General features: G+C 70.5%; 14 protein-coding genes and 1 riboswitch. Of the genes, 9 read left to right on the top strand and 5 right to left on the bottom strand.

Annotation, left to right across the window (positions count from 1 at the left end):
- The first annotated feature begins 184 nt into the window (after positions 1 to 184).
- From ACZ561_RS27320 to ACZ561_RS27295, 6 genes are all read left to right on the top strand, one after another.
- Positions 185 to 1,420: a L,D-transpeptidase gene (locus ACZ561_RS27320; RefSeq protein WP_470999708.1), complete on the top strand. Its 1,236-nt coding sequence runs from the start codon at positions 185 to 187 to the stop codon at positions 1,418 to 1,420.
- A gap of 187 nt (positions 1,421 to 1,607) precedes the next feature.
- Complete coding sequence (locus ACZ561_RS27315) at positions 1,608 to 2,858, top strand: L,D-transpeptidase (RefSeq protein WP_470999706.1); 1,251 nt, start codon at positions 1,608 to 1,610, stop codon at positions 2,856 to 2,858.
- Between the two features lie 86 nt (positions 2,859 to 2,944).
- The gene (locus tag ACZ561_RS27310) at positions 2,945 to 3,712 is read left to right on the top strand and encodes an enoyl-CoA hydratase/isomerase family protein (RefSeq protein WP_470999704.1); all 768 of its coding nucleotides are present in this window, start codon (positions 2,945 to 2,947) and stop codon (positions 3,710 to 3,712) included.
- Positions 3,713 to 3,869: 157 nt separating this feature from the next.
- Entirely contained in the window at positions 3,870 to 4,373 is a 504-nt protein-coding gene (locus ACZ561_RS27305; RefSeq protein WP_384520076.1) for an ATP-binding protein, read from the top strand.
- 440 nt (positions 4,374 to 4,813) lie between these two features.
- Entirely contained in the window at positions 4,814 to 5,572 is a 759-nt protein-coding gene (locus ACZ561_RS27300; protein WP_470999701.1) for a polysaccharide deacetylase family protein, read from the top strand.
- Positions 5,572 to 6,759 carry a YncE family protein gene (locus ACZ561_RS27295; RefSeq protein WP_470999699.1) on the top strand — a complete coding sequence of 396 codons (1,188 nt, stop codon included), beginning with the start codon at positions 5,572 to 5,574 and terminating at the stop codon, positions 6,757 to 6,759. Before ACZ561_RS27300 ends, ACZ561_RS27295 begins: the two co-directional genes overlap by 1 nt.
- 67 nt (positions 6,760 to 6,826) lie before the next feature.
- Here ACZ561_RS27295 and ACZ561_RS27290 read toward each other — a convergent pair whose 3' ends face one another.
- On the bottom strand, positions 6,827 to 7,465 hold the full coding sequence (locus ACZ561_RS27290; RefSeq protein WP_470999697.1) for a GNAT family N-acetyltransferase: 639 nt from the start codon (positions 7,463 to 7,465) through the stop codon (positions 6,827 to 6,829).
- 105 nt (positions 7,466 to 7,570) lie between these two features.
- On the opposite strand from ACZ561_RS27290, the gene ACZ561_RS27285 reads away from it, so the two are divergent.
- Entirely contained in the window at positions 7,571 to 7,786 is a 216-nt protein-coding gene (locus ACZ561_RS27285) for an EF-hand domain-containing protein (protein WP_470999695.1), read from the top strand.
- Between the two features lie 145 nt (positions 7,787 to 7,931).
- On the opposite strand, the gene ACZ561_RS27280 is transcribed toward ACZ561_RS27285, so the two are convergent.
- The 4 genes from ACZ561_RS27280 to gcvT all read right to left on the bottom strand — a co-directional run bounded on the left by ACZ561_RS27280 (position 7,932) and on the right by gcvT (position 12,318).
- Positions 7,932 to 9,302, bottom strand: a complete 1,371-nt coding sequence (locus ACZ561_RS27280; RefSeq protein ID WP_470999693.1) for an L-serine ammonia-lyase — start codon at positions 9,300 to 9,302, stop codon at positions 7,932 to 7,934.
- A 150-nt stretch (positions 9,303 to 9,452) separates the two neighbouring features.
- Positions 9,453 to 10,712 carry a serine hydroxymethyltransferase gene (locus tag ACZ561_RS27275; protein WP_383553607.1) on the bottom strand — a complete coding sequence of 420 codons (1,260 nt, stop codon included), beginning with the start codon at positions 10,710 to 10,712 and terminating at the stop codon, positions 9,453 to 9,455.
- Positions 10,713 to 10,732: 20 nt separating this feature from the next.
- Entirely contained in the window at positions 10,733 to 11,113 is a 381-nt protein-coding gene (gene gcvH / locus ACZ561_RS27270) for a glycine cleavage system protein GcvH (RefSeq protein ID WP_329115655.1), read from the bottom strand.
- A 77-nt stretch (positions 11,114 to 11,190) separates the two neighbouring features.
- The gene (gene gcvT / locus ACZ561_RS27265) at positions 11,191 to 12,318 is read right to left on the bottom strand and encodes a glycine cleavage system aminomethyltransferase GcvT (protein WP_470999690.1); all 1,128 of its coding nucleotides are present in this window, start codon (positions 12,316 to 12,318) and stop codon (positions 11,191 to 11,193) included.
- Between the two features lie 160 nt (positions 12,319 to 12,478).
- Positions 12,479 to 12,581, bottom strand: a riboswitch (glycine riboswitch).
- 140 nt (positions 12,582 to 12,721) lie between these two features.
- Between gcvT and ACZ561_RS27260 the strand changes: the two genes are divergently transcribed.
- Both ACZ561_RS27260 and ACZ561_RS27255 read left to right on the top strand, forming a co-directional pair.
- Positions 12,722 to 13,393: an AAA family ATPase gene (locus tag ACZ561_RS27260; RefSeq protein ID WP_376437295.1), complete on the top strand. Its 672-nt coding sequence runs from the start codon at positions 12,722 to 12,724 to the stop codon at positions 13,391 to 13,393.
- Between the two features lie 346 nt (positions 13,394 to 13,739).
- On the top strand, positions 13,740 to 14,480 hold the full coding sequence (locus ACZ561_RS27255; protein WP_470999688.1) for an enhanced serine sensitivity protein SseB: 741 nt from the start codon (positions 13,740 to 13,742) through the stop codon (positions 14,478 to 14,480).
- Positions 14,481 to 14,508: the final 28 nt, after the last annotated feature.

Raw genomic sequence — 14,508 nt, 5'->3', positions numbered from 1 at the left:
GCGGCTCGTCGGGCCCTCCCCCACAGCCACCGGCATGGGAGGTACCCCCATGTCGCGGAGGGCGCGGCGTCCCGGCCGCGACTCCCCGCACGTGGTCCTCCCACCTGTTCTGCCCGGACGACCGGACTCCCAACATGACCCGCACGCACGTTTCCCCTGGAGGGTGGCTGTCGTTGGGCCAGGCGTGAAACACGTACTGAAGCGGGTGAGGACCGGTGCGGTGCTCGCCCTGGCGGCGGCGGGACTGGTGGCCGGGCTTGCGGGCTGCACCGACAAGGGCGGCGACGACGGCGGAGGCATCGACATCTCGCTGCCCGGGAAGGCGCGGGCGCCCGGCGACGTCATCCGGATCAGCCCGGAGGACGGCAGCCGGGCCGTGCCCGCCGAGGGGCCGATCGAGGTGAGGGTCGACAGCGGACGCCTCGAACGGGTCACCGTCGTCCAGGTCGAGGACGCCCAGCGGACCGAGGTCCCGGGCGCGATCAGCGAGGACGGGCTGCGCTGGCGGCCGAAGGCGGACGCGCGGCTCGCGCTCGCCGCCAAGTACAGCGTGGACGCCGTGGCGCTGGACGCCCACGGCCGACGCTCCGCCCGGCACACCACGTTCACCACGGTCGTGCCCGAGCGCCGCTTCATCGGCTACTTCAAGCCGGAGAACCGCTCCACAGTCGGCACCGGCATGATCGTTTCGTTCGGCTTCAACCGGGCCATCGAGAACCGGGAGGCGGTCGAACGAGCCATCAGGATCACCTCCGAGCCGCCGGTGGACGTCGTCGGCCACTGGTTCGGCAAGGAGCGGCTCGACTTCCGTCCGGAGGAGTACTGGCAGCCCGGCACCAAGGTGACCGTCGAGCTCGCGCTGCGCGATGTCGAGGGCGCGCCGGGGGTGTACGGCATCCAGCGCAAGAAGGTCGGGTTCACGGTCGGGCGCTCCCAGGTGTCCGTGGTCGACGCGGCCGCGCACACGATGGAGGTGCACAGGGACGGTGACGTCCTCGCGACCGTGCCCATCACGGCCGGGGCGCCGAAGACCACCACGTACAACGGGAAGATGGTGGTCACGGAGCTCTTCGACGTGACACGGATGGACGGCCGCACGGTCGGTTTCGGCGGCGAGTACGACATCAAGGACGTGCCGCACGCGATGCGGTTGACCGACTCGGGGACCTTCCTGCACGGCAACTACTGGGCCGATCCCTCGACCTTCGGCTCGGCCAACGTCAGCCACGGCTGCGTCGGCCTGCGGGACGAGAAGGGCGGCAGCCCGGAATCCCCGGCGGGCTGGTTCTTCGACCGGACGCTCATCGGGGACGTGGTGGAAGTGGTCAACTCCCGTGACCGAAAGGTCGCTCCCGACAACGGGCTCGGAGGATGGAACATGGAGTGGAACCAGTGGAAGGCAGGTTCCGCCCTGCGGTGAGCCCCTCGTCGTCCCCTCGCTGACCTGCGTCGCGTGCACGGTTCCTGGATCAACTGGGACTGAACGGTGACATTCGCGTGGAACTTTCGTGTCCTGCGGTGTGATTATCTAGCGCCGTGTGCGCGGAGGATGCGCGCGGGGGTGCGGGCCGTGGTGAGACCAGGCCGTGCGAGGGGAGACGACCATTTTGAACGGGCAGCCGATATCGGCCGGGGTGGGGCGCGGACGGCGGCGCGGGGGCGCGCGTCTGCAGGCCCTGGCTGTGGGAGCGTTGCTCCTGGTGCTGACGGCCTGCGGGGGCGGGGAGCCGGCGGGCGGCGGCAAGGGCGGACAGGACCCGGCGCAGAGCGGCGGGGGCAAGCAGGAGAACGCGGCGTCGCAGGCGGTCGTCACGATCGCCCCGAAGGACGGCGCCGACGCGGTCGCCACCAGCGGTGCGCTGAAGGTGACGGCCGAGCAGGGCAAGCTGACGACGGTCACCGTCGCCGACACCAAGGGTGTCGAGGTCGAGGGCAAGATCGCCGCGGACGGCGCCAGCTGGACGCCGGTCGGCCACCTGTCCGCGGGCACGCAGTACAAGGTCCACGCGATCGCGAAGGACGCCGAGGGCCGTGAGTCGGCGAAGGACACCACCTTCACCACCCTGACCCCGAAGAACACCTTCATCGGCCACTACACGCCCGAGGACGGCTCGACCGTCGGCGTCGGCATGCCGGTCTCGATCAACTTCACCCGGGGCATCACCAACCCGGCGGCCGTCGAGAACGCCATCAAGGTGACCGCCGAGCCCGCCGTCGAGGTCGAGGGCCACTGGTTCGGCAACGACCGCCTCGACTTCCGCCCCAAGGAGTACTGGGCCGCGGGCACCAAGGTGACCGTCGAGCTCAACCTGGACGGCGTCGAGGGCCGCCCGGGCGTCTACGGCAAGCAGAAGAAGAAGGTCACCTTCACCATCGGCCGCCGTCAGGTCTCCACGGTCGACGCCAGCGCCAAGACGATGAAGGTCGAGCGCGACGGCAAGATCATCAAGACGATCCCGATCACCGCGGGCGCTCCGTCCACGACCACGTACAACGGTCAGATGGTCATCAGCGAGAAGTACAAGGTGACCCGGATGAACGGCGCCACGGTCGGCTTCGGCGGTGAGTACGACATCAAGGACGTGCCGCACGCGATGCGTCTGTCGACCTCGGGCACCTTCGTCCACGGCAACTACTGGGCCTCGTCCGGCACCTTCGGCTCGGCCAACGTCAGCCACGGCTGCGTCGGTCTGCGGGACGCGCGCGGCGCCGGCGACGGCTCCACCCCGGCGGCCTGGTTCTACGACCGCTCGCTCATCGGCGACGTGGTGGTCGTGAAGAACTCCAAGGACAAGCAGATCGCTCCGGACAACGGCCTCAACGGCTGGAACATGAGCTGGTCGGAGTGGATCAAGTAGTCCCCGATCCACTCCGTACGACGGACCCGGCGCTGTGAGCAACAGCACCGGGTCCGTTGTCGTTAACGGCGGCTAACCTGCCGGGTATGACTGTGAACCTCGAAGTCGCCGAAGGCGTCGGCACCATCCGCCTCGACCGCCCTCCGATGAACGCCCTCGACATCGCCACCCAGGACCGGCTGCTCGAGCTGGCCCAGGAGGCGACCGACCGCGACGACGTGCGCGCCGTGATCCTGTACGGCGGCGAGAAGGTGTTCGCGGCGGGCGCGGACATCAAGGAGATGCAGGTCATGGACCACGCGGCCATGGTCAAGCGGTCGCGCGCGCTCCAGGACTCCTTCACCGCGGTCGCCCGCATCCCCAAGCCCGTCGTCGCCGCCATCACCGGCTACGCCCTGGGCGGCGGCTGCGAACTGGCCCTGTGCGCCGACTACCGGATCGCCGCGGACAACGCCAAGCTCGGCCAGCCCGAGATCCTGCTCGGTCTGATCCCCGGCGCCGGCGGCACCCAGCGGCTGTCCCGTCTGGTCGGTCCGTCGAAGGCCAAGGACCTCATCTTCACCGGCCGGATGGTCAAGGCCGACGAGGCCCTGACGCTCGGTCTGGTCGACCGGGTCGTCCCGGCGGCCGAGGTGTACGAGCAGGCGCACGCCTGGGCCGCGAAGCTCGCCCAGGGCCCCGCCATCGCGCTGCGCGCCGCGAAGGAGGCCATCGACCAGGGTCTGGAGGCCGACATCGACACCGGTCTCGCGATCGAACGCACCTGGTTCGCGGGTCTGTTCGCGACCGAGGACCGCGAGCGCGGGATGCGCAGCTTCGTCGAGGAGGGCCCGGGCAAGGCGAAGTTCGTCTGAGATGCGGGCCGCCCGAGGCGGTCGGCGGACCCTACTCTTCAGTACCGCCGTCCGCCAAGGGCATATGCCATGTGAATTCAGCGGAATTGTCGATTCCGGGGCCTCGATTCCGTCGGAACGGCCCCGCGGCCCGTTCCGTCCGGCCATGATGGGGGGCATGGCGGGCCTGGAGGGTGTGGAACAGCCGCGGCAGCACGGCGGTGCGACCGCAGCGCGGTGGGTACCGGCCGCCGATGACGAACAGGCCCTCAAGGCACTGGAGTTGTACGGGAATCCGGCCGAGGAGGATGTGCGGCTGCCGTCCCGTCCCGAGTCCGCCGCCATCGCCCGCCGGCTCACCCAGTGCGTCGTCCTGCGGCAGTGGGCCCTGTCCCCGCAGATCGCCGAGCACGCCGTTCTGCTCGTCTCCGAACTCGTCGGCAACGCCGTCCGGCACACCGGTGCCCGGGTCTTCGGGCTGCGGATGCTGCGCCGTCGTGGCTGGATCCGGATCGAGGTGCGTGACCCCTCGCGCGGGCTGCCGTGCCTGATGCCCGTCCAGGAGCTCGACATCAGCGGGCGCGGGCTCTTCCTCGTCGACAAGCTCTCCGACCGCTGGGGCGTGGATCTGCAGCCGCGCGGCAAGACGACGTGGTTCGAGATGCGCGTCTCGGACCGCTGACCGCTGACCGTCGGCCTTTGACCGTCGGCGTTCGGCTGCTGCTCGCGGGTCGTCGGCCGTCCCCGGATGCACCGAAGCCCCCGTCCGCCGCGGTGGGGCGCCTGGGGGCTTCCGTGAGGACGGCCGTGGATCGGGGGGGGGTGTATCCACGGCCGTGAAAACGACCTGGCCCGGGTCAATGGGGGTCGTGTCTCCGACTATGGCAGACAGGGGGCCATCACGCCAAAAGTCCCTACTGGGGCAAATTCGGTCAAAGAGTGACAGTTTACCGATGAATCGTTGGTGACCTAGAGCACCTGCCTTGTAAATGGTGAATAAGTATGGGATTCATCGCTTGTTTCCTCGACTCCTTCGCATGGCAGGCACTGGAGTGCGACCCGTAAACGTCCTGAAATGGCCCAATCGTAAGAAAACGGGCGCTACAGGCCTTAAATGGGCGCGTGACCCTGACCGACCGCCGTGGCGCACTCCGGGCGGGCGCGGTGGCCGCCCTCGCGGGAGCGCTCTCCACCGCCTGCGGCAGCGACGGCCGCCCCCCACCCGACGGCCCCGCGCCCGCCCCCGAGCCCGTCGCACCGGGCCCCCGCCGCTTCCCCGGCCTGCCGTTCGAGATCACGAGCGGGCCGCGTGACCGCCCCCGGGTCGCCCTCACCTTCCACGGCCAGGGCGACCCCGCCCTCGCTCGCGCCGTCCTCGCCGAGGCCGAGAAGGGCGGCGCCCGGGTCACCGTCCTCGCCGTCGGCGACTGGCTCGACACCCACCCCGAGCTGGCCCGCCGGATCCTCGACGGCGGCCACGACCTCGGCAACCACACCCAGCGCCATCTCGACGTCAACGCGATGACCGAGGACGAGGCGCACGCGGAGATCAGCGCCTGCGCCACGCGGCTGCGCCGGCTCACCGGCTCCATCGGCAGCTGGTTCCGGCCGTCCAGAGGCCGGAACGCGAGCCCGGCCGTCCAGCGGGCCGCCCGCCAGGTCGGCTACCCGCACGTCCTCTCGTACGACGTCGACTCCCTCGACTTCACCTCGCCCGGCGCCGCGGCCGTCGTCCGCAACGTCACCGGGCCGATCCGCAACGGATCGGTGGTGAGCCTGCACCTCGGCTACGCGGACACGCTCGCCGCCCTGCCGCCCCTCCTCGCCGACCTCGACCGCCGCGGCCTGCGCGCGGTGACGACCACGGAGCTGCTGACCTGATGCTGCCTCTCACCAAGCGTTCGAAGAGCCTCCTCGCCGCCGCCCTGCTCGCCGCGCTCGCCGGGTGCGGTACCGCGGACAACGGCACCGAGCCCCGTGGCGGCGCCAAGAAGGAGGCGGCGGCGCGCCCGGTCGTACCGAAGGAGGCCGTCCCGGACGGCCTCCCCGGAATGCCACCGCTCCTCGACCCCAAGGACGTCTACGCGGCCGACCGGCCGGGCCGGTTCTCGCCCGTGGTCAAGGACTTCCCGTCCCGGGTCTACGTGCCCAACACCAACTCCAACACCGTCTCTGTCATCGACCCGGCGACCTACAAGGTGATCGAGACGATTCCGGTCGGCATCCAGCCGCAGCACGTCGTCCCGTCGTGGGACCTGAAGACGCTCTGGGTCAACAACAACCGGGGCCACACGCTCACCCCGATCGACCCCGCCACCGGAGTGGCGGGCAAGCCCGTCGAGGTCCACGACCCGTACAACCTCTACTTCACCCCCGACGGCAAGTACGCCGTCGTCATGGCCTCCCTCGACCGTGAGCTGGTCTTCCGCGACCCGCACACCATGGACCGGAAGAAGACCGTCCCGGTCTCCTGCTACGGCGTCAATCACGCGGACTTCTCCGCGGACGGCCGGTACTTCGTCGTCTCCTGCGAGTTCTCCGGCGAGCTGCTGAAGGTCGACACGGCGAAGATGGAGGTCATCGGCCAGCAGAAGCTCCCCTTCCAGGGCGCGATGCCACAGGACGTGAAGATCTCCCCGGACGGCAAGACGTTCTACATCGCCGACATGATGGCCCACGGCATGTGGGTCCTGGACGGCGAGAAGTTCACCACCCCGCAACTGATGCCGACCGGCAAGGGCGCCCACGGCCTCTACGTCTCCCGGGACTCCAAGGAGATGTACGTCCCCAACCGGGGCGAGGGCTCCATCTCGGTCTTCGACTTCGGGCAGAACAAGCTGACGAAGAAGTGGTGGCTGCCGGACGGCGGCTCCCCGGACATGGGCGGTGTCTCGGCCGACGGCAAGGTGCTGTGGCTGTCGGGACGTTACGACTCCGAGGTCTACGCGATCGACACCAAGACCGGCAAGCAGCTCGCCCGCATCCCGGTCGGCGGCGGCCCCCACGGCCTCGCGGTCTATCCCCAGCCCGGGCGCTACTCCCTCGGCCACACCGGAGTGTTCCGCTAGTTCCTCGGGGCCCGGCCGGTCTCCGGGCCCCTCGGCCGGGCACCTCCGCGCACTCGCCGGGCGCGGGTCAGCCCGCTGTGAGCAGGGCCTCCGAGGCCACCGGGCGGTAGCCCGCCGCCTGGAAGACGCGCACGCTGCGAGCGTTGCCCGGGGACTGCTGCGCCCAGACCACGTCGCCCGGTGTCAGATGCCGGGCGGCGAGGGCCAGCGCCCGGCCGATCCCGCGGTGCCTGACCTCCTCGTCGACCTCGATCGCCGCCTCCCAACGGCCCGCCACTCCCCGGCCCAGGATCACTACGCCGCCGTGGGCCGCCCACACCCGTACGTCGTCGCGGTACTTCATCGCCCGCGCCACCCGGGGATGCTCCGGGTCCTCGATCTCCCGCAGCGGCAGCTCGGGTTCCCCGGGCAGTGTCCTGGCGACCGTCAGCAGGTCGATGGTGTTCATGCGCCGGCCCGTGTGCCGCATCAGGGCGAGGAGGAACCCCGGGTTCATCGAGGCGGCCAGCGGGTCGCTGGAGGCGGCCGCCAGCTCCGCCCGCACCCATGCGGGATCCGCGTCCGTGAAGACGACCGAGTGCGCGGTGAAGGCGAGGACACCGGCGTCCCGGTCGTTCGGCGGCGGGACGACGGTCGTCGAACCGTCGGGCGGCGGGAACTGTCCGCGGGCCGCCGCTGCCAGGATCCGTGCCACGTCGTCGCTCATACCTCCCATGATCCGCCATGGCCCGCCACTCCCCGGCGCCCGGCCCCCGGGGAACGCCCGATAATCTGAGCCCCGTCATCGAAGCATCAAGAAGGGGCGGAAGCTGTGGCGGACATCGAGTCGGCGCGCAAGGCATTCGAGCGGTTCGACGTGGACGGGGACGGTTACATCACCGCCGCCGAGTACAAGAGCGTCATGGCGCAGCTGGGTGACTTCAACGTCACCGAGACGGTCGCGGAGGCCCTGATCGGCCAGCGTGACGGCAACGCCGACGGCAAGCTGTCCTGGGACGAGTTCTGGGCGGACCTCAACAAGGCCTGACCCGCCCCTACTGGCTCCGCACGGATATTCCAGCCCGCGCTCCGACGGCCGGTACGACGACTGAGGGGCCCGCTACGGCGGGCCCCTCAGTGCTGCGCGCGGACATTGCGACGGGTCGCACGACCCCCTCATCAGGGCTGCGGCGTCAGCACTCGATGATGTTCACCGCGAGACCGCCGCGGGCCGTCTCCTTGTACTTGACCGACATGTCCGCGCCGGTCTCCTTCATGGTCTTGATGACCTTGTCGAGGGAGACCAGGTGGCTGCCGTCGCCGCGCATCGCCATCTTCGCCGCCGTGACCGCCTTGACCGCCGCCATGCCGTTGCGCTCGATGCACGGGATCTGGACCAGGCCGCCGACCGGGTCGCAGGTCAGGCCCAGGTTGTGCTCCATGCCGATCTCGGCCGCGTTCTCGACCTGCTCGGGGGTGCCGCCCAGGACCTCCGCGAGGGCGCCGGCCGCCATCGAGCAGGCCGAGCCGACCTCGCCCTGGCAGCCGACCTCGGCGCCGGAGATGGAGGCGTTCTCCTTGAAGAGCATGCCGACCGCGCCCGCCGCCAGCATGAAGCGGACCACGCCGTCCTCGTCCGCACCCGGCACGAAGTTCATGTAGTAGTGCAGGACCGCCGGGATGATGCCCGCCGCGCCGTTCGTCGGGGCGGTGACCACGCGGCCGCCCGCCGCGTTCTCCTCGTTCACGGCCATCGCGTAGAGCGTGATCCACTCCATGGCGAGCGCCGCCGGGTCGCCCTCGGAGCGCAGCTTGCGGGCCGTGTTCGCGGCGCGGCGGCGGACCTTCAGACCGCCCGGCAGGATGCCCTCGCGGGACATGCCGCGCGAGACACAGGCCTGCATGACCCGCCAGATCTCCAGGAGGCCCGCGCGGATCTCGTCCTCGCTGCGCCAGGCCTTCTCGTTCTCCAGCATCATCGCGGAGATCGACAGACCGGTCTCCTTCGCCAGGCGCAGCAGCTCGTCGCCCGTACGGAAGGGGTACTTCAGGACCGTGTCGTCCGGGACGATCGGGTTCTCACCCTGGACCGCGTCCTCGTCCACGACGAAGCCGCCGCCTACCGAGTAGTAGGTCTTCTCCAGGACCAGCGCGCCCTCCGCGTCGTACGCGAAGATCGTCATGCCGTTGGCGTGGTACGGCAGCGCCTTGCGGCGGTGCAGGATCAGGTCCTCGTCGAAGTCGAAGGGGATCTCGTGCGCGCCGAGGAGATTGATCCGGCCGCTGGACTTGATCCGCTCGACCTCGTCGTCCGCCGTCTCGACGTCGACCGTGCGCGGGGAGCTGCCCTCCAGGCCCAGCAGGACGGCCTTCGGCGTGCCGTGGCCGTGCCCCGTCGCGCCCAGCGAGCCGTACAGCTCCGCGCGTATCGAGGCGGTGTGGGCGAGGAGCCCCTCGTTCTTCAGTCGGCGGGCGAACATCCGGGCCGCGCGCATGGGACCCACGGTGTGGGAGCTCGACGGGCCGATACCGATCGAGAACAGGTCGAAGACCGAGATGGCCACGGGGAACTCCTTGTGGGGGGCTAGACGCCGTTGTCTGCCGGGGTGGTGCAGAACAGCAGGAAAAGGGGGTGGGGCACCGCGCTCACTGTCCAGTGTGCGCGGTGCCCCGGAGCTTTCGTACGAACGAGCCTGGAACTAAAGCGTACGAAATTACTTCAGGCCGGGGTACAGCGGGTGCTTCTCCGCAAGCGCGGACACCCGGGCCTTCAGCGCCTCGGCGTCGAAGCCGGGCTTCAGGGTCTCCGCGATGACGTCGGCCACCTCACGGAAGTCCTCGTCGCCGAAACCGCGGGTCGCGAGCGCCGGCGTACCGATGCGCAGACCCGAGGTGACCATCGGCGGACGCGGGTCGTTCGGGATCGCGTTCCGGTTGACCGTGATGCCGACCTCGTGGAGACGGTCCTCGGCCTGCTGGCCGTCCAGCTCGGAGTTGCGCAGGTCCACCAGGACCAGGTGCACGTCCGTGCCGCCGGACAGGACCGAGACACCGTGCGCGGTGACGTCGTCCTGGACCAGACGCTCGGCGAGGATCCGGGCACCGTCCAGCGTGCGCTGCTGGCGCTCCTTGAACTCCTCCGAGGCCGCGACCTTGAAGGAGACGGCCTTGGCCGCGATCACGTGCTCCAGCGGGCCGCCCTGGAAACCGGGGAAGACCGAGGAGTTCAGCTTCTTCGCGAACTCCTTCTTCGCGAGGATGATGCCGCCGCGCGGGCCGCCGAGCGTCTTGTGCGTGGTGGAGGTCACCACGTCCGCGTACTCGACCGGGTTCGGGTGCAGACCGGCCGCGACCAGGCCCGCGAAGTGGGCCATGTCGACCCACAGGTACGCCTCGACCTCGTCGGCGATCCGGCGGAACTCGGCGAAGTCCAGCTGACGCGGGTACGCGGACCAGCCCGCGATGATCACCTTGGGGCGGTGCTCCTTGGCCAGGCGCTCCACCTCGGCCATGTCGACCAGACCGGCGTCGTCCACGTGGTACGCGACCACGTTGAACTGCTTGCCCGAGAAGTTCAGGCGCATGCCGTGGGTCAGGTGACCGCCGTGGGCCAGGTCCAGGCCCAGGATCGTGTCGCCGGGCTGGGCGATCGCGAACAGCGCGGCCTGGTTCGCGGAGGCACCGGAGTGCGGCTGGACGTTGGCGTACTCGGCGCCGAACAGGTCCTTGATCCGGTCGATCGCGATCTGCTCGGCGACGTCGACGTGCTCGCAGCCACCGTAGTAGCGGCGGCCCGGGTAGCCCTCGGCGTACTTGTTGGTGAGAACGGAGCCCTGGGCCTCCATGACCGCGACCGGAGCGAAGTTCTCCGAGGCGATCATCTCGAGGGTGGACTGCTGACGGTGGAGCTCGGCGTCGACGGCGGCGGCGACGTCCGGGTCCAGCTCGTGAAGAGGGGTGTTCAGCACAGACATGAATCGATCCCTAAGGGGTCTCAGTTCCCGGCGGAGAACTCGGCGTACGCGTCGGCGGAAAGCAGGTCGTCCGGCTCACCCGTGACGCGCACCTTGAACAGCCAGCCACCCTCGAACGGAGCGGTGTTCACCAGCGACGGGTCGTCCACCACGTCCTGGTTGGCCGCCACGACCTCACCGGTGACCGGGGAGTACAGGTCGCTGACGGACTTGGTCGACTCGAGCTCACCGCAGGTCTCGCCCGCGGTCACCGTGTCACCGACCTCCGGGAGCTGGGCGTAGACGACGTCACCGAGCGCGTTGGCCGCGAACTCCGTGATGCCGACCGTCGCGACGCCGTCCTCGGCGGCCGACAGCCACTCGTGCTCCTTGGTGTAGCGCAGCTGCTGGGGGTTGCTCATGACCTGATTCTCCTGGATCGAGGGAGTGCTGATGAACGTGGGTCTTGCGGGGTGAGACGCGGAGCGAGACGGATGCGTCACTTCTGGCGCTTGTAGAACGGCAGCGCCACGACCTCGTACGGCTCGTGGGTGCCGCGGATGTCCACACCTACACCCTGCGTGCCGGGCTCGGCGTGCGCCGCGTCCACGTACGCCATGGCGATCGGCTTTCCGAGGGTGGGGGACGGGGCACCGGAGGTGACCTCGCCGACGACCTCGCCGTTCGCGACGACGGAGAAGCCGGCGCGCGGGACGCGGCGGCCCTCGGCGATCAGGCCGACGAGCTTGCGCGGCGGGTTGGAGGCGGCACGCTCGGCGGCGGCCTCCAGCGCCTTGCGGCCGACGAAGACGCCGTCGTTGGTCGTCTTCTCGAACTTCACGACCCGGCCGAGGCCCGCGTCGAACGGGGTGAGGGAGGTGGTCAGCTCGTGCCCGTACAGCGGCATCCCCGCCTCCAGGCGGAGCGTGTCACGGCAGGACAGGCCGCACGGGATCAGGCCGACCGGAGCGCCCGCCTCGGTCAGCGCCTTCCAGACGCCCTCGGCGTGCTCGGGCTTCAGGAACAGCTCGAAGCCGTCCTCGCCGGTGTAGCCGGTACGGGCGATCAGCGCGGGGACCCCGGCGACCGTGCCCGGGAGGCCGGCGTAGTACTTCAGACCGTCCAGGTCGGCGTCGGTGAGCGACTTCAGGATGCCGGGAGACTCCGGGCCCTGGACGGCGATCAGGGCGTACGCGTCACGGTCGTCCCGCACCTCGGCGTCGAAGCCGGCCGCGCGCTCGGTCAGCGCGTCGAGGACGATCTGCGCGTTGGAGGCGTTGGCGACGACCATGTACTCCGTCTCGCCGAGGCGGTACACGATCAGGTCGTCGAGGATGCCGCCGTCCTCCTGGCAGATCATCGTGTAGCGGGCGCGGCCCACACCGACCGTGGAGATGTTGCCGACCAGCGCGAAGTCGAGGAGCTCGACGGCCTGCGGGCCGGTGACGGTGATCTCACCCATGTGGGAGAGGTCGAAGAGGCCCGCCTTGGTGCGGACGGCGTTGTGCTCGTCGCGCTCGCTGCCGTAGCGCAGCGGCATGTCCCAGCCGGCGAAGTCGGTCATGGTCGCGCCCAGGGAGCGATGCAGCGCATCGAGGGCGGTCAGACGGGGGGCGGCAGTGCTCATGGGTGTGGCTCCCGGGTCCCAGGGCAGAAAAATCATGACGGACGAGGACGATCCTCCCCATCTGTCATGGAACCTGAGAGGTTCACCGAGAGCATCCTCGGCTTGCACCTTGGGTGGAGCCGCACCGGGCACGCCGGAGCGGTTCGCTTTTCAGATCTGCCTCATCCACGCGGTACGGGGCCTGAGAGATTCAAGGGAGGGTCTTGCTCCTTCGGCGCCCGGGGCCCACCGTGGTGGTTCCGGGACTCTCCCGCGCGGATTCGAGCGGCCGGTATGAGGTTGTGTGCGCTTGGCGCGCACATCATTGCACGAGGGGTCTGATCGGCAAATCGCTTGTGTCTCATTACCGCTTCTTTACACTTTGTGGGCAAGGGTTCCCGGGAACCCGACTGGGGGAGAAGCGATGACGTTCCAGCACTCCGGCGCCTACGCCACAGGGACGGGGATACCGTCCCCGCGCGCCCGGGCCAGGACCCGCAGGCGCGGCTCCGCCGTGCCTCTGCTGCGCGATCTGCGCGAGCGGGGCGGCCGTGGCCCCCGTGTGCTCTCCTTCGCCGCCGGTGACCTCGTCGTGGTCTCCGGCCTGCCCGGCAGCGGCAAGTCGACGCTCATGCGGCGCGCGGCGGGGGGTCTGGGCATCGATTCGCAGGACGCCCGCGAGCGCTGGGAGGGACGGCTGCCCCGCTTCCTGCCGTACGCCGTCTACCGCCCGCTGGCCCGTATCGCCCACTACGCCGGGCTGCGCCGGGCGCTGCGCTCCGGGCGGAGCGTGGTCGTCCACGACTGCGGCACCCAGTCCTGGGTGCGGAACTGGCTCGCCCGCGAGGCCCGCCGCCGTGGCGGCGCCCTGCACCTGGTCCTGCTGGACGTCACCCCGGCCGCCGCGCGGGAGGGGCAGCGCGAGCGTGGCCGAGGCGTGTCGGGATACGCCTTCGCCCGGCACCGCCGGGCCGTCGGCCGGCTCCTGAGCTCCGTCGAGTCCGGCCGCCTGCCGAGGGGCTGCTCCTCGGCGACCCTCCTCGACAGGGACGCGGCGGGCGCCCTGCGGAGAATCACCTTCCGTCCCACGGACTGACGGCGCCCGCACCGGCCGAGCGAGCGCGGTGGACCGGCTCGAGCGAGCGTGGCGGACCGGCCCGAGCGAGCGCGGTGCACTGCCCCGAGCGATTGCGGCGGACCGCCCCGAGCGATTGCGGCGGACCGCCCCGAGCGATTGCGGCGGACCGCCCCGATCGAGCGCGGCGGACCGCCCCGACCGAGCGCGGTGCACCGGCCGAGCTGTTTCCGGTCCATCCGGACCGGGGTGCTCCGTACACTTTTGGCCACGGCGGCGCCAGGGCGGCGTTAGGGTTCTGCCCCGAGGGCGCCGCGACCAGGGCGTGCGAGACGCGACCAGGGCGCGAGAAGGGGAACCGGGAACCGTGGACGTCACATGGCCGGGCAATGAGCTCGAAGAGGTGCTGGCCGCCTCGCTCGGCAACCCCGCAGCCGGAGGCCGGCTCGTCGAGGTGCTCGGGCGGAGCCCCGTCTGGGTGCCCCTCCCCAACGGCGGCAGCCCCGAGAGCCGGGACCTCGATCTGCCCACGATGGAGATCGAGGGACTGCCGTACGTCCCCGTCTTCAGCTCCCAGCAGCAGTTCCTGGCCTGTGTCGGCGGTCACATGTCCTTCACCGTCGCCCCCGCCCGAGACTTCGCCCGCGGTCTCCCCCCGCAGCTCGGCATCGCCGTGAACCCCGGCGGCACCGTCGGCGCCCCGCTGCCTCCCCCCGCCGTCGCCGAGCTCTGCCGGGTCGGCCGCAGCCCGCTGGACGGCCCCGCGAGCGGCGGCCGCGTCCGGCTCTTCGAGCCCGACTGGCAGGACGACCCCGTCGACTTCCTCGCCGCCGCGTCCGCGGAGTTCGAGGCCACCGGAGTCGTCGTCACCGCGCGCCGTGCCCTGGCCAGCGTCGAGGGCATGGAGCCGGCACTCTTCGTCGGCGTCCAGCTCGCCGGCTGGGACGGCGTCGACCGCAACGCCCCGCTCGACGCGCTCGGCCGCGCGCTGGGCCGGGTCGAGGTGGCCTGGCCGGTCAATCTCATCCTGCTGGACGTTGCGCAGGACCCGGTCGGCGACTGGATGCTGGAGCGGGTGCGCCCCTTCTATCAGCGGGCGTCCGCGTAATTAAGCTGGTTCGGTGGACGGAAGAGGG

This window comes from Streptomyces sp. NPDC039609 (assembly GCF_055596705.1).
Note: the sequence above shows the minus strand (reverse complement) of the source record. Positions and strands in the feature narration are given on the sequence as shown.